Here is a 20,692-nt window from a genome sequence, read left to right as displayed (position 1 = left end):
AAAAAGAAGCGCCCAATCGTTTATGGCACTTCTTTTTTTCTGTTTAAGGTAATGCCGACGAACCCATCAAGTAGCGGTCTGCTTCCCTTGCTACTTCACGGCCTTCGTTGATGGCCCAAACAATTAGGCTTTGCCCTCTTCTTGCATCTCCGGCAGCAAAAACACCTTCGACATTCGTTCTGTATTCGCCATAGACGGCATCAATTTTTTGATTGACCGTTTCTACACCAAATTGAGTTAAAAGCGGCTGTTCTGTTCCTTCAAATCCGATTGCGATGAAAACAAATTGTGCAGGCCATACTTTTTCCGTTCCCGGGATTTCTTTAAAAATGTATACACCATCTTCTCCTTTAATTTTTTCCATTGAAATCGTATGCAGTTCTTTTACGTTGCCATTTTCATCTGCGACGATTTTTTTTGTTTGGATTGAATATTGGCGCGGATCTGCACCAAATTTCGCTTCCGCTTCTTCATACGCATATTCAAGTGAAAATACGTTTGGATAGGCTGGCCACATATTTTCGGACGTCCGAGCTGTCGGCAGGATAGGATGCTTTCCGAACTGCATGACACTCTTACATTCTTGGCGAAGAGCAGTAGCAACACAGTCAGCTCCTGTATCTCCTCCGCCGATTACAATGACATCTTTACCTTTTGTATTTAAAAATTGACCATCTTCAAAGTTGGAATCCAACAAGCTTTTAGTCGAAGTCGTTAGGTAATCCATCGCTAGGTGAATGCCTTTCGCTTCGCGTCCCTCAATTACTAAGTCACGTTGCTTTTGAGCACCTGTACATAGGATAACTGCATCATATTGATTTTGCAGTTCTTCGGATGAAATGTCTTTTCCAATTTCCGTATTCGTGACGAAATCGATGCCTTCCTGGTTCAATAATTTGATTCGACGCGCAACGACATCCTTTTCAAGCTTCATGTTCGGAATGCCATATGTTAATAGCCCGCCTGCACGGTCTGAACGCTCATAAACCGTGACCGAATGACCTGCTTGATTTAATTGATCAGCACTTGCTAACCCAGCAGGGCCTGAACCGATGATAGCAATTTTCTTTCCGGTCCGGTTTTCAGGGATACGAGGTGTGATCCAACCATTTTCAAACCCTTTATCGATTATGGTACGTTCGATGTTTTTGATGGCAACCGCAGGATCGCTAATCGCTACCGTACAAGACCCTTCACAAGGGGCCGGACAAACGCGGCCCGTGAACTCAGGGAAATTATTCGTTTTCATTAAACGGTCTAATGCTTCTTTCCATCTGCCGCGGTATACCAAATCATTCCACTCTGGAATCAAATTATGAATCGGACAGCCCGTTGTAACTCGATTCAATTCCATGCCCATATGGCAGAAAGGGGTGGCGCAGTCCATACACCGCGCTCCCTGTGTACTTAACTTTTCATCAGAGAAAGGAGCTGTATACTCTCTCCAGTCGCTTAAACGAGTGAGAGGATTCCGGTCTTTTGGCTTTTCTCGCGGATAATCCATAAATCCTGTTGCTTTTCCCATCTTTCTCTCCCCTTCCTTACTGCATCACAGCTTGTTTAATGGTTTTTTTATCTTGAACGGCATTTGCTTGAAATGCACTCATAACCGCTTCTGCATCCGTTAGCCCTGCATGCTTTTGCTTTTCGATACTTTTCATCATCCGTTTGTAATCTTTCGGAATGACTTTTACAAATTTCTTAACGAAATCGTCCCAATTCTCCAGTACATAAGAAGCTTTGGCGCTCTCTGTATAATGTAGATGGCTGTGGAGCATTTCTTTTACTTCGTTCACATCATTTATATCCTCAAGTTTCTCGAATTCTATCATTTCTACATTGCATAATGCCTTAAATTCTTCTGCATTATCTGCAAGTACATAAGCGATACCTCCTGACATACCTGCAGCAAAGTTTTTACCGATATCCCCTAGAATTACTACGCGTCCGCCTGTCATATACTCACAGCCGTGGTCGCCTATTCCTTCAACAACGACATTGACACCGCTGTTTCTAACAGCAAAGCGTTCTCCAGCACGTCCATTAATGTATGCTTCGCCGCTAGTTGCGCCGTATAAGGCGATATTTCCGGCAATGACATTATCTCCTGCCTCAATCTGATTACCAGCTGGTGCCGTGACAATGATTTTACCGCCGGATAAACCTTTCCCAACATAGTCATTGACATCGCCTGTCAAATACATCGACATGCCTTTGGGAATGAATGCACCAAAGCTTTGGCCAGCTGATCCTGTGAAACGTAGTGTAATCGTATCTTCAGGCAACCCTTCTTCTCCAAAACGTTTGGATACTTCACTGCCGACAATCGTTCCGACTACACGGTTCACATTCGTAATCGGGAAGCTAACATCCACCTGGGTTTGATCATCTAAAGCAGGTTGCACAATCGGTAAGATCTCCCGAATATCCAAGGATTCTTCAATTTTATGATTTTGAGGACGTTGGAAAGTACGAATGCCCTCTGGTTGGAAAAGAAGTGTCGTTAAGTCCAGATGTTTAGCTTTCCAATGCTTTTGAGCCCGTTCGCTCACTTGTAAAACATCGGTGCGGCCAACCATTTCCTCTAATGTTCTAAAACCAAGCTCAGCCATCGTTTCACGAACTTCCTCAGCGATAAAGCGCATGAAATTTACAATATGATCCGGATCTCCTGCAAATTTACTACGGAGCTCAGGGTTTTGCGTGGCTACTCCGACTGGACATGTATCCAAATGGCAAGCACGCATCATAACACAGCCAAGGACAACAAGTGGTGCTGTTGCAAAACCAAACTCTTCTGCCCCAAGGATCGCTGCCATAACTACATCGCGTCCCGTCATTAACTTTCCATCTGTCTCAAGGACTACACGACTACGCAGGCCGTTCAACATCAACGTTTGGTGTGCTTCTGCAAGGCCCAGCTCCCAAGGAAGACCTGTATGTTTGATACTCGTTTTAGGCGAAGCACCTGTACCTCCGTCATACCCACTGATAACAATAACATCTGCAGCACCTTTGGCCACACCTGCTGCGATCGTGCCAACGCCTGCTTTAGAAACAAGCTTGACGCTGATCCGTGCATCGCGATTTGCATTTTTTAAATCATGAATCAACTGTGCCAAATCTTCAATCGAGTAGATATCATGATGTGGCGGTGGTGAAATCAGACCAACACCCGGTGTAGAGCCACGAACTTCAGCTACCCACGGATAGACTTTGTTCCCCGGCAGCTGCCCGCCTTCACCCGGCTTCGCGCCTTGCGCCATTTTAATTTGAAGCTCATCTGCATTTACAAGGTAATGGCTTTTCACGCCAAAACGCCCAGATGCAATTTGCTTAATTCCACTGCGGCGGTTATCACCGTTTTCATCCAATTGATAACGGTTTGGATGTTCACCGCCTTCACCGCTATTGCTTTTTCCTCCTAAACGATTCATCGCAATCGCTAATGTTTCATGTGCTTCCTGACTCAAAGAGCCAAATGACATCGCGCCCGTCTTGAATCGGCTGACGATGGATTCTACGGATTCTACTTCATCTATAGAGATACTTTGGCGCGTTTGATCGAATGAGAATAAATTACGTAAAAACCCGAGTCTCTCTTCATTCGCCAAGTTTGAATATTGTTTAAATAAACTGTAGTCACCTTTTCGGCAAGCCCATTGCAGTGTATGAATGGTTTTGGGGTTGAAGGCATGATGTTCCCCTGTTTTTCTCCACTGAAAGTCACTTCCGCTTTCAAGTGTTTGGTCATAAGAATCTGCTGCAGCATTTTGGTGACGAATTAACGCTTCTTCTGCGATAGTTTCTAACTCAATCCCACTAAGCTGTGAAGCCGTACCGCTGAAATAACGTTCAATCACATCTGCACTGATTCCTACCGCTTCGAAAATTTGAGCTCCGCGATAACTTTTAATCGTTGAAATACCCATTTTCGACATCACTTTTACGATGCCTTCTGTTAAGGATTGAACGTATTTATTTACCGTTTCTTCGTAGCTGATGGATAAACTGCCTTCTAATACAGCCTGCTTGTATGTTTCAAAGGCAAGATACGGATAAATGGCATCTACCCCATACCCGATTAGTGCCGCAAAGTGATGTACTTCCCTTGTTTCTCCTGTTTCAACAATAATGCTCACTTTCGTACGATTTCCATGACGAATAAGCTCTTGATGAAGGGCGCTCGCAGCCAATAAAGAAGGAATCGCAGCCTTTTCTTTGCTCATATTTTTGTCAGACAAAATTAAGAGACTAACACCTTCAGCAATCGCTTGTTCCGCTTCACGGCAGATTCGATCCAGTTCGTTCTCTAAATTTTCTGAAAATAGAGTTTGAATGACCTTGCTTTTGAATTCCGGATATACATCTTCTTTTAGCTGTTTCATATGACCTGGCGTCAAAACAGGTGAATCCAATTGAATCCGGCGGCTGTTTGTTTCATTTGGCTTCAGAAGATCTCCTTCCGCACCTAAGAAAGTCATCGTTGACGTGACGATTTGCTCACGAAGAGAATCGATTGGCGGATTGGTTACCTGTGCAAAGGATTGCTTGAAATAATTGAATAACGATTGCGGACGGTCAGATAAGACTGCAAGCGGGATGTCATTCCCCATGGAACCTAATGGATCTTTACCTTCCTTAATAACCGGCAGTAGATATTTTTGAACATCTTCATACGTATAGCCGAACGCTTTTTGTCGGAAAAGTAAATCAGACAACGGCTCCTCTTCAACCACTTGTTCTTCGTTATTTAATTGAACAAGCTGCTCGTCCAGCCATTGCTGGTACGGATATTCTTGTGCCATTTCGGATTTGATTTCTTCATCTGAAATAATGCGGCCTTCCTCTAAATCTAGTAAAAGCATTCTACCTGGGCTTAAACGATCTTTATATAATACATTTTCCGGCTCCACATCGATCACGCCGACTTCAGAGGAGAAAATGATGTAATCATCTTTGGTCACATAATATCGTGCTGGTCTTAAACCATTACGATCTAAAATGGCCCCAATTTGTTTCCCATTCGTAAAGGAAATCGCCGTTGGACCATCCCATGGTTCCATCAGCATGCTATGATATTCGTAAAAAGCCTTCTTTTCCTTCGTCATATGTGGGTTTTCCGTCCATGGTTCGGGAATAAGCATCATGGCTGCATGCGCCGGTTTACGGCCCGCAAGTACGAAGAACTCAAGTGCATTATCAAGAATCGAAGAATCACTTCCATCTACATCTAAAATAGGAAGGACCTTTTGCAAATCATCTCCAAATGCTTCTGAAACAAACTGCTGTTCACGCGCTTTCATCCAGTTTACATTTCCTCTAAGCGTATTGATTTCACCATTATGAATCAGGTAACGGTTTGGATGTGCCCGTTCCCAACTCGGAAATGTATTTGTGCTAAAGCGGGAATGTACTAAAGCGAAAGCCGACACAAAATCCTCTTGTTGAAGATCAAGATAAAAAGCATCTACCTGCTCTGGTGTCAACAATCCTTTGTAAACAATCGTAGTACTTGAAAAACTAGCAAAATAAAAACGATTACCACGTTCACGTGCCCAGTTTTCAGCTTGTTTTCTAATAATGAATAGTTTACGTTCAAAAGCTAAATCATCGGATATCTCCTCACTAGCCCCAATGAATACTTGGCGGATCGTCGGACATGTCTCCTTGCCAACCTCTCCGATTTTTGCTGCATCGACAGGAACCGTTCTCCAGCCTAAAAGCGTTTGTCCCTCTTGTTCTATAAATGCATTTAGACGTGCTTCAATCTCATTCCGTTCCACATCATTGTTTGAGAAAAAGAGCATCCCCACACCATAGCGCCCTTTTGCTGGCAAATTCATTTCCGGGCATGCCAGTCTGAAGTATTTATCAGGAATTTGCACCATTAATCCTGCGCCATCCCCTGTAAGCGGATCGCTTCCTTGTCCTCCACGATGATCTAATTGACACAGCATCTTTAGTCCTTGTTTGACGATGTCATGTGTAGCAAGCCCTTTTAAATGAGCGTATAAACCGATCCCACATGCATCATGTTCAAATTCAGGATGGTAGAGACCTTGTGCCTTTGGTATTTGATTGTATGTCATATTAATCGCCCCCATCGTATTCTTATACCGTCATTTCTCTTACATTTAATTCTAGGTTTTCAAATCAATATAAACAATATATAATTCTCTTAAAATCTATCTCACCTTGAGATGAATGAATGGAGGATGAATAAATGGAACTACGTCAATTACGTTATTTTGTTGAAGTCGCTGAAAGAGAACACGTCTCTGAAGCCGCAGAGCACCTGCATATCGCACAATCAGCAATCAGCCGGCAGATCGCCAGACTAGAAGATGAACTTGGGGTCCTCTTATTTGAAAAAGCTGGCCGTAATATTCAGTTAACTCCTATTGGTAAAATATTCTTAATCCATGCGAAAACGGCAATAAAGGCGATAGAATATGCAAAAGATCAAATAGAAGAATTTTTAGACCCTGAACATGGAACAATTAAGATCGGCTTTCCTACAAGTCTCTCCACCCAATTATTGCCTACCGTTATTTCCGCTTTTAAAGATGAGCAGCCAAATATCGGGTTCCACTTAAGACAGGGATCGTATTCGGCATTAAAGGAAGCTGTCAAAAACCGCGAAATCGGATTAGCCTTTCTTGGCCCAGTTCCAACAAAAGATCCAGATATTGAAGGCCATATATTATTCACAGAAAACATTTCCGCTTTACTTCCCATCTCTCATCCATTAGCTGATAAGAAGAGTTTGCGCCTAAGTGACTTACGAAATGATCCATTCGTCTTGTTTCCCAAAGGATACATCCTTCACAGTATTGCTATCGAAGCATGCAAACAAGCAGGATTCACACCGATCATTGCCTCAGAAGGTGAAGATATGGATTCCATAAAAGGACTCGTATCAGCCGGAATCGGAGTCAGCCTTTTACCTGACAGTACCTTTTATGAAGTAATTCCAAGACTAACTGTAAAAATCCCGATTGATACACCTGAGGTTAAAAGGACAGTTGGTATCATCACACCCAAAAACAGGGAATTAGCACCTTCCGAAAAGGTATTTTATGAGTTTGTCAAAAAGTTTTTCTCGATTCTTGAGCAGTATCAATAATTATTTTGGAATAATATAATGAAATTATGACTACTCAATTCATAGCTCCTGCATAGCCTATTCCCACTTCAATATTGAGAGTATATTGAAATTGGGGTAATTATGTGATTGAAATGATGGAACTTTTGAAAAATCACCCTTCTTCCAGAACTAGCAATTTTGCCAGTTGGATTAATATTCAGCAGATCAGTGTGATTGAAGATAGGTAAATTTGAGGTAAAAAGACAGTTGGCCTAGGCATGCAGGAAATCAATCCTAAGTTGCCGAAACCACTGTCTTTTTCTTGTCCTGCCTTTATTTTTGTGGATAAGCTTGCCCTTTAAAAAACGGACAGCATTTCTTCCATAAGTAATCTAAGCTAAAATGCAGGACGATTTTAATCCTCTTTTTTCAAAAGACAACTTACCAAGAGCCCACTTTACGAATAACGTATCAAGATTATTTGTTCAGGAGGATTTTATATGAAACCCACCCATTCACATCTTGCTTGACATGAAACACTCGAACTTCATGAATTGGTCGCCGCCCAGTCCAATGCCCTTATTAAATTGAAAAAAGCCTATCCGACAATACAGGACCCCATTCTAAAAACGATATACAAGCAAACCATGATGCCCTTACCCAAAACATCATGGAACTGCTGCAATTTTACCCATTGACGCCTAAGACGGACCGGGATGACGATGCATTAAGGGATGACGCATCGGCCGCTGCTGCCGGAGAATTGCTGGGGCTTGCCAAAACATCCATCAAAAGTTATGCAGGTGCCATTACTGAAACAGCCACCCCTTCCCTTCGAAAGGTATTTATGAAACATTTAAATGGAGCCATCGATATCCAAGTCAAGATTTTCAACTACCTTTATGAAAGAAATCTCTATCCTGCTTACAACTTAAACCAATTGCTTCAAAATGACGTGGATGTTGCCAATAATCCTCTTTCCCAACCATTCTAAATGCAAAAAAAAGGTAAGCGTTCCGATTGCTTGCCTTTTACCGCGTTCCGATTCATTTTTTTCATTAAAATGTTATAATATACAAGAATTGGGTTTAATTAGCTTGATATTATCAAGGGGGGTGAAATACATGAAAAAGATCATATTATCCATCATCATATCCCTGCTCTCATTTTCTTTAGTCGCCTGTAAGGCTGATGATCCAAAACCCGAGAATACCCTTTCAGTTCCTAAGTTATCAGCAAGGGAAAAAGCCATCCTTGAGAATACAAGTAAACATTTCTTTCTTATCGATTTCAATGTTGATGATACATACAAGGAGATCTCCGTCTGGGTCGAAAAATATGAATTTGGTAAACTTGTCGAAGATGAAAAAGGTCGCATGACAACTGGGGTTGAAAAGAATGGGACGATCATCTTCACCACATCCAAAACGGATGATGAACAAGATCTATCGATGTTCAACATCAGTATTCAAAGCGATGATGGTATAACTACGGCTACTTTTCCTGAAACCATTGATGAAAAGGGTTCCAGCGTATGGGGCAGTCCTAGTAAATTCAATATAAACAACACAAAAAAGCTTGCGTTGGCGAGTATTTGTTATTCAAGCGGAGATGAAGGCATGCACACACTTTCCAATGATTTTTACAATGACATGGATCGTCATATGGAAGAATTAAAGGAGTACGATGTTGTCTATCTTCTGAGAAGTGAATTTACTAAATAAGCTTACAAGTGCAGGAGACAAGTTGGATCGAGCTTGCCCTGCACAGTTTGTTTGTAGCACGAGAATCCTACAAAAATGGATTGTTCAACTTTATGATTTCAAGAAAATAAATGAAGCATTTGAAGATCCAAAAAAGGGTTGGTGATCAAATTGATGAAGTGCAAAAGCCCAAGCAATGGCTGATTCTGCTCATTCGATATATGAGCGAGTCCAAATTACGGGGTATGGAAAGATTTTCATGAAATCAATTTTTCTACATTTTTAAAAAGGGGTTGAAGGAAGAGGCATTTGGGTGTAATCTTTAAAAATAAAAAAACGGAAAGAAGATATTAAATTGAAGAAAATCATCCCCTCTTTGCAGCAGTAGTCATTGCGTGCTCTCTCGGACATCAAATAAACGGCGGATATATGGACCCTCGAAAATCCCGGCATAGGTATATACATTTTAAAAAAGGAATCCGTAATACATGAGATTGATTCCTTATATTGCAGAAATCGAAAAATGTTTGGATTTATGCAGGAAGTTACCCCAAACGCTCATTCCCGGCCTCAACTGAAAGCGTTCCTAACCCAATTGAACAAGCTGAAATAGTACCTAACGCTATTACTCTTCCTATTTTCATTTTATTTCCTCCTGAATTTTGGGATTACTGCACTTTGACTTTTATTCCCTCTCTTCTCCTTTTCTCTAATAAAGATTTATAGTGCGAAACTCCAGATCTGACATCATGCAATGACAACGAACAGGCAAAGACACGATCATAGCAAAAACACCGCTCATCATCGAGCGGTGTTTTCATTCGTTTTCTCACAAAAAAAAGCCGTTTAACATGTAAGTTAAACGACCTTCACCTCTTATTGCTATTTAGATTTTTTAACAGTTACTTTTGTTGCTTTCCCTGTATTGCCAGCTTTATCTTTTGCTGAGACATATAATACAGAACCTGCTTTTTTCTTGCTGATTTTAATAGAGAATTTTCCATTTTTATCAGCTTTAGCTGTGCCGATATGTTTATCTTTGTACTTCACCGTAACGTTCGATCCAACTTCTGCTTTACCTGTTACTTTGGTTGCTTTGTCATTTACTTCATTCACTTTCGGTGCACCTGGAGCGGTTTTATCTTTAACCGTTACTTTTGCTGCTTTTCCTGTATTGCCCGCTTTGTCTTTTGCAGAGGCATATAATACGGACCCTGCTTTTTTCTTGCTGATTTTAATGGAGAAGTTCCCCTTTTTATCAGCTGTTGCCGTTCCGATGTTTTTATTGTTGTACTTCACGGTAACTTTTGAACCGATTTCCGCTTTACCAGTTACATTGGTGGATTTGTCGTTTACTTCGTTCACTTTCGGTGCACTTGGAGCTGTTTTATCAATTACAGTCACGGTTGCTGCTTTACTTTCACGTTTTGCCAAGTCTGTAGCTGTGATTGAAAGTTTAGTCCCCGCTTTTTGTTTGCTGATTTTTACTTTAAATTGCCCCTTGCTGTCCGTGTTACCTGAACCAATTACTTTTTTCGCATTATTTTTGATCGTGATTTTCATATCGGCTTGCGATTGACCAGATACATACGTATCTTTGTCACTAACAGCCTTAACTGTTGGCTTATTAGGTGTTTCACCCTTCTTCACAAACACTTTGATTGAAGATACTGCTAGTTTGGAAGAATCAGATATATTCACAGTAAGAAGTTGACTTGCTTTTTGGACTGGAATCTTAATACTGAACGTTCCATTGGCTGCAGCTGTTGCTTTACCGAGCGTTTTCTTCCCGTTTTTCACTTCGATTACTGAACCTTTTTTAGCTGAACCAGTCAGTTTTGTTTGAGTATCCATCACAAGATTCACTTTAGCTTTTAAATCCACTGTACTAAGTGCACTATATGCATTCAGTCTACCAAACCCTGATACTAAATCTTTCCCTACAGGCAGTTCTTCTACTGGGTATTGGATTTCCCCATCTTCTGGTTGATAGCCCTCATAAGGGTCTACATTATCTTCTTCTTCAAAAGCAACATATTCCGATGTCTCATGAAGGATTTCCCTTACTTCATTCACTTTCAACCCAGGGTTTCCGGATAATAACAAGGCTGTAGCTGCCGCAACATGGGGAGCTGCCATTGATGTACCATCCATGTAGGTAACATTTCCATTAGGTACAAGGCTCGGGATGCCTGTCCCTGGAGCGACCATGTCCAATTTCGATCCATAATTGGAATAATCGGATACTAAATCAAGGGCATTGGTTGCACCGACGGATATGGCGTATTTAGATGATGCAGGATAAGATAGTCCCTCCATCCCATCATTACCGCTTGCTACGACAACCATTACATTCTTGGCAGCGGCATGTTTCAAGGCATATTCAATCGTTCTGCTATATTCTCCGCCCAAGCTAAGGTTTATGACCTTTGCTCCATGATCCACGGCATATTTAATGCCTAATGCAATTTTCTCCATGTCTCCATATCCTGAAGAATCGAGAACCTTCACAGGCATGATTTTAGCAACTGGATTAATTCCTTGCATCGAATACCCATTATCCGCTTTGGCAGCGATAATTCCGGATACATGTGTACCATGACCATTGTCATCAATGGCATTTTCTTTCTTATCAATGAAATTCTTACCTAAGTCCATGCGAACCGTATCTTTCAAATCCGCCAGTGAATCATCGACACCCGTGTCGACAACCGCTACCATTGTATCTTTTAAATTACGTTTCTTTATAAGGTTCTGCAGTTTTTCGTTATCGATGTCCGCTCCCTTTATGCCCTCTTCACCACCGGCGTTATTTAAAGACCATTGATACGGTGACTGAATATCAGCTGAAAGTGCTTTGTACGCTTTTACCGCTTCGATATATTCCACTTCTGGAAGTTTCTCGATATTCGATAGAGCTGCTGTGCTCATTTTAGCTTGATTGTTTAACTCTACAACGTACATATCATCATACAGTACCTCTTGTTTCTTAGGTGCCGATAATGTTCCATACCCTTTTCCTTTTACCTTGGATTGGACTGAACTTAATGACTTCCCAGGTTTAAGTTTGACAATATATTTGTTCTTTATATTCTTCGAAGCTGGAAGTTCAATTCCTGCTTTGCTTGCGATATCTACGATTCTCTCACCTGCAAGCTTATCAAGGTTGATTTTCTTTGCTATGCTGTTCATTTCTTTTTTCAATCCAGCAGGTGCTACGTCTGCCGACTTATTGAATAATGCTTTAATCGCTTCTTGCTGCTTGTTGCTAATGACTGCCGTACTGCTTACTCCATTCTCATTAAGATCCTCAATAAGGGGCTTAATGACGACTAAGTGATTATAGACAGCTTCCCTGGCCGTTTTATTACCAGCCAGATGAATGGCCAGGAATGGGGAAGCCTTATAGTATAAAGAGGAAAGGGAGCGCCCCTCAGATGACTTGGTGAGAACTTCATCTCTAAACACGCGGAGTGTTTTCAACATCGATTCTCCCGTTTTCTTATCGTTTACACTCACTTCAACCGGGCATGATTCGAGATCCATCTCTTCGTCCCCGGCAGATGGCGGCAATGTTACTGAATGCGCATTGATGGAGTATTCAGCTACATTTTCCGCATCCGGGATGGGATTCCCCTCATCATCCGTATCGCCGAAATATTCAACTTTAACATAATATGTGCCTTCCCAAGCATATGGGAAATCGACTACAGCTTTTTCATCAGGATAAGAAGAGACAAAATAATTGCTCTCATCTTTTTCTGCTTTTTCTTTATCTTGATATACGGAGATATTCAAGATTTTGTCCGAATTGACTTCGAACTCAATATGGGAGAATTTTTGTATTTCTTCTTTTGTGGGGGTGATTTGATACCATTGAACATCCGGTTTTTTAAACTTCCCGTCCAAAGTGTCCCCATTTTTAATCGTTTTTACATTTTCAATAGGTGTTGCAGTTGCAGCTTGAGAATTTAGTGGAATCACCAAGCTGAAAATCAGTGCAAAAATAAGTACAAACGCGGTAAATCGACTTACATTCTTAAATTTCACGGTTTCGCCTCCAATAAATAGTAAAAAATTACATTACTATACCAAACTATCATACTGTAAAATATTATCAACCAATTTTTTCCCTTTTTTAAAAAAAATGCTTGATATAACTGAACATCGAGCTAAAAAATGATTCACATGTACCAATTAAGCAATTTAAGTGAAGATCACACTGGCTCCTTATAACGAGTGATGCATTCAAAATATGATGGGGAAGTATCGAAAACCGACTTAAATCGGTAAAGTTTCTAACATGACCTAACTCCAACTTCATCTATCTATGCTCGAGCAAAAAAAAGCTGACCCTGCACATGACATGCGGGCCAGCTCTGATTTGAACTATTTAGTTTGCGACAATGTTGACCAGTTTTCCTGGTACAGCAATGACTTTACGGATGGTTTTGCCATCAATTTGTTCTTTGATGGAGTCGTCTCCCATCGCAATTTCTTCTAGCTTTTCTTTCGTTGTGTCAGTTGGAACCATTAATTTGGCTTTGACTTTTCCGTTGATTTGGATGACGATTTCAACTTCGTTATCGACTAGCTTAGCTTCGTCAAACGCTGGCCATGTTCCGTATGTGATGCTTTCAGAATGGCCAAGTTTAGACCAAAGTTCTTCGGCGATATGCGGTGCAACTGGCGCAAGCAATTTCACGAAGCCTTCGATATATTCTTTAGGAAGCGAATCTGCTTTGTAGGCATCATTGATAAATACCATTAGCTGTGAAATCGCCGTATTGAATTTCAATTCTTCATAGTTCTCGGTCACTTTTTTAACCGTTTGATGATACACTTTTTCAAGCTTTCCACTGTCATCAGTGTCGACCATTTTATTTGTAATCGTGTCGTCTTCGTTGATTAGTAAACGCCAGATACGATCTAGGAATCGGCGCGAACCGTCCAATCCGTTTGTGGACCAAGCAATAGATGCGTCCAATGGTCCCATGAACATTTCGTACATACGAAGTGTATCCGCACCATGGCTTTCAACGATGTCATCCGGGTTTACGACATTACCCTTTGATTTACTCATTTTTTCATTATTCTCTCCAAGGATCATTCCCTGGTTGAATAGGTTTTGGAACGGTTCATTCGTTGGTACGATTCCGATATCGTACAAGAATTTATGCCAGAATCGAGCGTACAATAAGTGAAGAACCGCATGCTCAGCACCACCAATATAAATGTCGACTGGCATCCATTCTTTTAATTTTTCCGGATCTGCAAGTGCTTCTGTGTTGTCTGGATCAATATAACGAAGGAAGTACCAGCTGCTGCCTGCCCATTGTGGCATTGTATTCGTCTCACGGCGGCCTTTACGTCCATTTTCATCCGTAACATTCACCCATTCCGCAATGTTTGCAAGCGGTGATTCACCCGTGCCTGAAGGCTTGATATCTGTTGCTTTCGGTAAAATCAATGGAAGTTCTTCTTCTTTCACCGCAGACATCGTGCCATCTTCCCAATGGATGATTGGAATCGGTTCACCCCAGTAACGTTGGCGGCTGAATAACCAGTCACGAAGACGGTACGTGATTTTTTTCGTGCCAATTTCTTTTTCTTCCAGCCATTTGATCATGGTTGAAATACCTTCTTCTTTATTCAATCCATCTAGGAATTCAGAATTCACATGAAGGCCGTCGCCTGTGTATGCTTCTTTTGTCACATCTCCACCAGCTACAACTTCCTTAATTGGCAATTCGAATTTAACAGCAAATTCATAATCACGTTCATCATGCGCAGGAACGGCCATGATAGCACCTGTTCCGTAGCTAATCAACACGTAATCAGCAATCCAGATCGGCATTTTCTCGCCATTGACTGGATTTATTGCATAAGCCCCTGTGAACACGCCTGATTTATCTTTTGCCAAGTCGGTTCTTTCCAAGTCGCTTTTATGTTTCACTTCATCTAAATATGCGTCAACTGCAGTTCTTTGTTCAGCAGTCGTAATTTTATCAACAAATGAATGCTCTGGAGCCAATACTGCATACGTTGCACCGAATAAAGTATCCGGACGAGTCGTAAACACCGTGAAAGTTTCATCGTGGCCATCGATATTGAACGTCACTTCCGCTCCCTCAGAACGGCCAATCCAGTTACGTTGCATATCCTTAATGTTCTCAGGCCAATCCACATCATTCAAATCATCGATCAAACGGTCTGCATAAGCTGTGATTCGAAGCATCCACTGCTTCATCGGACGGCGCTCAACCGGATGGCCTCCACGCTCACTTTTACCATCGATGACTTCTTCGTTTGCCAAAACTGTGCCAAGTGCCGGACACCAGTTAACAGCTACTTCATCAATATAAGCAAGACCCTTTTCATATAATTTCAAGAAGATCCATTGCGTCCATTTATAATAATCAGGGTCGGTCGTATTGATTTCGCGGTCCCAGTCATAGGAAAAACCAAGCGCCTTGATTTGACGGCGGAACGTGTTAATATTGTGTTCCGTGAATTCCGCTGGGTCATTCCCCGTATCAATCGCATACTGCTCAGCCGGTAGTCCAAAAGCATCCCAGCCGATTGGATGTAACACATTATACCCCTGCGCCCGTTTCATTCTCGCTAAAATATCGCTTGCCGTATAACCTTCGGGATGACCAACATGAAGACCCGCTCCTGATGGATATGGGAACATATCAAGTGCGTAGAATTTACGTTTTCCGCTCTCTTCCCCCGTTTTAAATGTCTTATTGCCTTCCCAATACTGTTGCCATTTCGTTTCTATACTTCTATGGTCAAAACTCATTTGATTTCCTCCTAATTTCCGTATAAAAAAACAATAAAAAAACCCCTCATCCCAAATAGGGACGAGAGGATTATGTATATCTTCCCGCGGTACCACCCACATTGGCGATACTAAAAAACCGCCCAGCTCAAACATCCGTAACATGGATTAAACGCCAGGCATTACTATTACCTTCACACCTGTAACTCCAAGGCGAGTTCACAATCATTCCAGGTTGACTTGCACCATCCGTCAACTCTCTAAACTGGTTCTAATCGCTACTGCTCCTCTTCATAGTCTTTATGAGAATATTTGATTATATTACATTCTAGTCAATTTTACCGATAATTGCAATAGCCGTTCACCAACATTATCAACAGGTTTCTCATTATATATGCGTATTTGAGAAAAATCGTTCAAAAATAAATAGGGAGCTATGCATCCATAGCCCCCATTCTTTCTTTAATGACGCAATAAAATCATCTCATTTTTCATTTCATTCAACTGCTGTTTCATCCGAGAAAGCATATCTCGTTGTTGGGCATTTGAGCTTGCATATAATCTTTCCATGTCCGTCAATGCCTCTTCGATATACCTTTGGGAATTCTGAAACTCTTCATCTTCATAATGCTCCTGCCGTGAGGCCTCGTTAAATTCAAACTCTGCAAAATGGAGAGCCCCTTCACATTGCTCTAAAAAATGATCGACGGATTGTCTGGTTGCCATTTCAAACCCTCTCCTTCGCGCCTCATTTGGATGATTCAGTATCATCTTGTTTAGTTTGAGCAAATAACGAGTGGATTATCAGTTTTTTTGAGGAATCATTATTTATCCCAAAATTTCTCTCCTTGATGGGAAATAAACAGATCAATCCATTCGGCAAAGCCCATATGGAGTTTCTCGCCCTCTTCAAAATCGTCGATATGTCCTTTTACCATTAAATAATTCTTATCGCCTTTCGCAACGGCCTCTCCATCAATCACGATATTATCTTGATAAATGCAGGCAACCTTATAACATCCTTCATAGGAGCCCTCATATGTGTAATTAATAATATCATCCAGGCTGTATAAATCATTTTCTCCCCCGGATTCAAGGTTATCGAACAGTCGGCATCCATTCGTTATTTTCAAAAATTCTTTATAATCATCGGGCAGCAGCAATCCAGTTTTCTGTTCAAAGGAATGAATTTGTTCGTCCGAAGCAGGTGAATTGAAGGTACAAGTGGCTTTATATATAAACCCATCTTCATTTACTTCGATCACCTGATTATTTTCGGCTAATTTCTTTTTCATTTGATTAATTGCTTCTTCAACTTGACCGGTCATGTCCATCAGCTCCCGATTGGATTTATTCATTCACTAGATATACTGGCATTAGTAGCCAATGTTTAACCTTCAAGTATACATTATACGCTTATTTTTAGAAAAAAGACCTAGCTGCTAGAATGTTGTATAATATATGATGCGCTTTATTATTCTTAGGGAGGTTGCTGATTTGAATCAAGCAAACCCGTTTATATATGCAACGGATAACAAACGATATCATACTTGGAATTACCACTTACGCAATCACTTTGGACATAAAGTTTTTAAGGTTGCTCTAGACGGCGGTTTTGACTGTCCAAACCGTGATGGCACCGTCGCACATGGTGGCTGTAGCTTCTGCAGTGTCTCTGGATCGGGAGACTTTGCAGGTAACCGTGTTGAACCGCTTGACGTCCAGTTTAAGAAAGTCAGTGAACGAATGCATCATAAATGGAAAGATGGAAAGTATATGGCCTATTTCCAAGCGTTTACGAATACGCATGCACCCGTGGCAGAGCTTCGTGAAAAATACGAAAGCGTCCTGAATCAAGAGGGTGTCGTCGGCCTCTCCATTGCGACACGCCCGGACTGTCTGCCAGATGATGTGGTCGAATATTTAGCGGAACTGAACGAACGCACTTACCTTTGGGTAGAGCTTGGCCTTCAGACAGTTCATGAAAAAACCGCCACGATGATAAACCGTGCACATGATTTTGATTGCTACAAAGAAGGCGTCGATAAACTTCGCAAACATGGCATTCGCGTTTGTTCACACATCATTAATGGACTCCCTCAAGAAGACTACGAAATGATGATGGAAACAGCTCGTGAAGTAGCGAAACTAGATGTGCAGGGCATTAAGATTCACTTACTTCATCTATTAAAAGGGACGCCCATGGTCAAGCAATATGAAAAGGGCCTGCTTGAATTTCTTGACCGTGACGATTATGTTAATCTTGTTTGTGATCAGTTGGAAATAATCCCTCCTGAAATGATCGTTCACCGCATAACTGGAGACGGTCCGATTGATTTGATGATTGGCCCGATGTGGAGCGTCAATAAATGGGATGTATTGAATGCCATTGATGCCGAATTGCAACGCCGCAACAGCTGGCAAGGGAAGCATTATCATATGGAGGTACCATCAAGATGAAGCTGGATCGCATTTTGACATTCGCAAAACTTCTGCTTGAAAAAGCAGTTCAACCCGGGGACATCACCGTTGACGGTACTATGGGCAACGGCTTTGACACTGTCTTTCTTGCAGGACTAGCCGGTGAAAATGGGCATGTCTATGCTTTTGACATTCAAGAAAACGCCATTCAAATCACAGCAGCCAAACTGAAGGAGGAGAGCATGCATGAACGCTGCACTCTCGTTCATGACGGACACGAGCACCTGAACAAATACATCAGCAAAGAACATTTAGGGAATATTACAGGAGCTATTTTTAACCTAGGCTACCTTCCTGGTGGAGACAAATCAATCGTCACCCAAGCTAATACAACGATACCTGCACTTGAACAGCTATTCGAAATGATGGCTCCCGAAGGTATCATCATCCTTGTCATCTATCACGGTCATCCAGAAGGTGCTTCGGAACGGGACGCATTGTTACACTATGTTCAGAATCTCCCTCAGCAAAAAGCCCATGTCCTGAAATATGACTTCATTAATCAAGCTAATAATCCACCATTCATAGTGGCAATTGAAAAGAGAGCATAAACAAAAGAGGTTCTATCTAAATTTTATAACAAAGTTGATTGGAGCGGACGGTGCGAGACTCCTGCGGGAAAAGCGCGTCTAGGGGAAGACCCCGCAGGCGCAAGCCGAGGAGGCTCCCGGACCGCCCGCGGAAAGCGAGTGGCCTACGTTCCAATCAACGTTCAAATTGTACAAGCCATAAAAAAACTGTAGAAGACCTGAAACAGTATGAAAATCAATTTGATAAATTCCTGTCTCAACTCGATTTAGTGATTTCCACTCAAGGTCATGAAGAGATCATGAATATGATGGCAACCCTCTTAGACCTATTCGCGAATGACTTAAGCTTCAAATCAATTAAGTTTACTGCTTTATCCAATAAAAAAGAACTTACACACTTGCACCAATTTATATATCCGGTTACTTATTGGGCACCGGTCATTAAGTCGAACGAATTACTTACAAACGCTGGCTAAAACAAACAAGCTGCTGATAATCGCTTCAGCAGCTTGTTATATTTATCCCGCAGTATGTACATTTCAAACGACATACCCTAATATTTTTAAACGATTTTCAACAAAACTCAAAGCGTATTGGAATACGTCATCCTGCTCTGGTTCGTTGAAGATTTCGTGATAAAGTTTTGGCCATTCTTTGTATTGTTTTTCACTAGCCAAGTTATAATTAAACCACTCACGAACCGCCTTTTTATTCACGATTCGGTCATCACCGCCCTGCATCAACAAAAGAGGCACATCCTGAAATTCAGGAATCTCTTCAAAAGCATCCTTCATAGCCTGTGCAAGCTCACGATACCAGCGAATCGAAACTTTTGTAATGTATAATGTATCATTTTTATCTGATTCACGGACTTCAGAACTTCTCGTAGCCATTTCAGGTGTTAAACCGGAATCGACTCTGAACTTAGGCATCACGAGGTTCAAACCATGTGAAATAGCTGTTAAGAACTTTCTAGGCTTCGTCACGAGGCCCAGACATGGTGAAGATAAAATCACCCCGGCAATGTCCAACTCTTCTTCCTGAAGCAAGCGTATCGAAATTAAACCACCCATGCTGTGTCCAAGCAAAAAGACTGGCAGCGAATATTCATAGGCATCTTCTATCCAGCTTTTTACTTCGTCTAAATATTCGTCAAAGGAATCGATATGTCCCCGGTAGGCACGAGTTGTCATCCCTTGCCCAGGAAGGTCGCCCATGACAACATGATATCCGGCTGAAAGCCACATTTGCGTTACCCACTTATATCGGCCGTGATGTTCCATTGCCCCATGAATGATGACAATGACGCCTTTTGCGTCTCCTTCTGTCTCCCATTTCCACATTCGAAATCCCCCTTTCACTTTTCTCTTGTTGTATACGATCAATGATAGCTGAAAAATAATATATATAAATTATAACCATATTCATGATTTTCGACAAAAAGGAACTCTAACAAATTCTACATTTTTATTATAAATAGCAAAGTCTATTTACATACGGTATATTAAAATAATACATAAAAACATCTACTTCGGAAAGGAAATGATTAAAAATGATTATTTATCCATTTAAAGGGAAAGAACCTGAAATCTCTGAAAGCGCTTATATTGCTGAAAATGCTGTCGTGACAGGTGATGTAAAAATCGGCGACGAAACGTCAATCTGGTTTAATACCGTTATACGTGGCGACGTAGCCCCTACTATAATCGGTAATAAAGTAAGTGTACAAGATAACAGCGTCCTCCACCAAAGTCCGAATAATCCATTAATTATTGAGGACGAAGTAACCATCGGCCATCAGGTTATTTTACATAGCTGCAAAGTTCGTAAAGGAGCTCTTATTGGCATGGGGTCGATTGTGCTTGATGCAGCAGAAATCGGGGAAGGAGCTTTCATCGGTGCAGGAAGTCTTGTTCCCCAAGGCAAAGTTATACCACCAAACACATTGGCATTCGGCCGTCCAGCTAAGGTGGTACGAGAAATTAACGATGAAGATCGTAAGGATATGGAGCGTATCGTCGGAGAATATGCTGAAAAAGGACAATACTATAAAAATGCAGAACGCATTAAATAATTCATGAAAATTCACGAGTAAACTTGC

13 protein-coding genes, 1 pseudogene and 1 other annotated feature are annotated in these 20,692 nt (G+C 41.4%); of the genes and pseudogenes, 7 read left to right on the top strand and 7 right to left on the bottom strand.

Going from position 1 to position 20,692, the window contains the following annotated elements:
• Nucleotides 1-43 precede the first annotated feature (43 nt).
• Entirely contained in the window at nucleotides 44-1,525 is a 1,482-nt protein-coding gene (gene gltD, locus ACQKMR_RS12720) for a glutamate synthase small subunit (protein ID WP_427697609.1), read from the bottom strand.
• A gap of 16 nt (nucleotides 1,526-1,541) precedes the next feature.
• On the bottom strand, nucleotides 1,542-6,092 hold the full coding sequence (gltB, locus tag ACQKMR_RS12715) for a glutamate synthase large subunit (RefSeq protein WP_427697608.1): 4,551 nt from the start codon (nucleotides 6,090-6,092) through the stop codon (nucleotides 1,542-1,544).
• A gap of 134 nt (nucleotides 6,093-6,226) precedes the next feature.
• Here gltB and ACQKMR_RS12710 point away from each other — a divergent pair, with 134 nt between their 5' ends.
• From ACQKMR_RS12710 to ACQKMR_RS12700, 3 genes and pseudogenes are all read left to right on the top strand, one after another.
• Nucleotides 6,227-7,129 (top strand): LysR family transcriptional regulator, encoded by a 903-nt coding sequence (locus tag ACQKMR_RS12710; RefSeq protein ID WP_427697607.1) that lies wholly within the window; start codon nucleotides 6,227-6,229, stop codon nucleotides 7,127-7,129.
• Nucleotides 7,130-7,644: 515 nt separating this feature from the next.
• Nucleotides 7,645-8,084 (top strand): annotated as a pseudogene (locus ACQKMR_RS12705) (spore coat protein).
• A gap of 130 nt (nucleotides 8,085-8,214) precedes the next feature.
• On the top strand, nucleotides 8,215-8,814 hold the full coding sequence (locus ACQKMR_RS12700; RefSeq protein ID WP_427697606.1) for a hypothetical protein: 600 nt from the start codon (nucleotides 8,215-8,217) through the stop codon (nucleotides 8,812-8,814).
• A gap of 861 nt (nucleotides 8,815-9,675) precedes the next feature.
• On the opposite strand, the gene ACQKMR_RS12695 is transcribed toward ACQKMR_RS12700, so the two are convergent.
• From ACQKMR_RS12695 to ACQKMR_RS12680, 4 genes are all read right to left on the bottom strand, one after another.
• On the bottom strand, nucleotides 9,676-12,843 hold the full coding sequence (locus ACQKMR_RS12695) for an Ig-like domain-containing protein (protein ID WP_427697605.1): 3,168 nt from the start codon (nucleotides 12,841-12,843) through the stop codon (nucleotides 9,676-9,678).
• Nucleotides 12,844-13,186: 343 nt separating this feature from the next.
• A complete protein-coding gene (leuS, locus tag ACQKMR_RS12690; RefSeq protein WP_427697604.1) occupies nucleotides 13,187-15,601 on the bottom strand; it encodes a leucine--tRNA ligase in 2,415 nt (804 codons plus the stop codon).
• Nucleotides 15,602-15,655: 54 nt separating this feature from the next.
• Nucleotides 15,656-15,884: a binding site (T-box leader), on the bottom strand.
• Nucleotides 15,885-16,042: 158 nt separating this feature from the next.
• The gene (locus ACQKMR_RS12685; protein WP_427697603.1) at nucleotides 16,043-16,306 is read right to left on the bottom strand and encodes a DUF2524 family protein; all 264 of its coding nucleotides are present in this window, start codon (nucleotides 16,304-16,306) and stop codon (nucleotides 16,043-16,045) included.
• Between the two features lie 98 nt (nucleotides 16,307-16,404).
• The gene (locus ACQKMR_RS12680) at nucleotides 16,405-16,908 is read right to left on the bottom strand and encodes an SMI1/KNR4 family protein (protein ID WP_427697602.1); all 504 of its coding nucleotides are present in this window, start codon (nucleotides 16,906-16,908) and stop codon (nucleotides 16,405-16,407) included.
• A gap of 169 nt (nucleotides 16,909-17,077) precedes the next feature.
• On the opposite strand from ACQKMR_RS12680, the gene ACQKMR_RS12675 reads away from it, so the two are divergent.
• The 3 genes from ACQKMR_RS12675 to ACQKMR_RS12665 are packed head-to-tail and all read left to right on the top strand — an operon-like array spanning nucleotide 17,078 to nucleotide 19,067.
• Entirely contained in the window at nucleotides 17,078-18,040 is a 963-nt protein-coding gene (locus ACQKMR_RS12675) for a TIGR01212 family radical SAM protein (RefSeq protein ID WP_427697601.1), read from the top strand.
• Entirely contained in the window at nucleotides 18,037-18,612 is a 576-nt protein-coding gene (locus ACQKMR_RS12670) for a class I SAM-dependent methyltransferase (protein ID WP_427697600.1), read from the top strand. The genes ACQKMR_RS12675 and ACQKMR_RS12670 overlap by 4 nt, the downstream gene beginning before the upstream one ends.
• Nucleotides 18,613-18,662: 50 nt before the next feature.
• Nucleotides 18,663-19,067: a hypothetical protein gene (locus ACQKMR_RS12665; protein WP_427697599.1), complete on the top strand. Its 405-nt coding sequence runs from the start codon at nucleotides 18,663-18,665 to the stop codon at nucleotides 19,065-19,067.
• 63 nt (nucleotides 19,068-19,130) lie between these two features.
• Here ACQKMR_RS12665 and ACQKMR_RS12660 read toward each other — a convergent pair whose 3' ends face one another.
• Nucleotides 19,131-19,934 carry a lysophospholipase gene (locus ACQKMR_RS12660; RefSeq protein ID WP_427697598.1) on the bottom strand — a complete coding sequence of 268 codons (804 nt, stop codon included), beginning with the start codon at nucleotides 19,932-19,934 and terminating at the stop codon, nucleotides 19,131-19,133.
• A gap of 212 nt (nucleotides 19,935-20,146) precedes the next feature.
• Here ACQKMR_RS12660 and ACQKMR_RS12655 point away from each other — a divergent pair, with 212 nt between their 5' ends.
• A complete protein-coding gene (locus ACQKMR_RS12655) occupies nucleotides 20,147-20,665 on the top strand; it encodes a gamma carbonic anhydrase family protein (protein WP_427697686.1) in 519 nt (172 codons plus the stop codon).
• The last annotated feature ends 27 nt before the right edge of the window (nucleotides 20,666-20,692 follow it).

The sequence above is a fragment of the Peribacillus sp. NPDC096540 genome (assembly GCF_050278525.1).
Lineage (GTDB): Bacteria > Bacillota > Bacilli > Bacillales > DSM-1321 > Peribacillus.
Note: the sequence above shows the minus strand (reverse complement) of the source record. Positions and strands in the feature narration are given on the sequence as shown.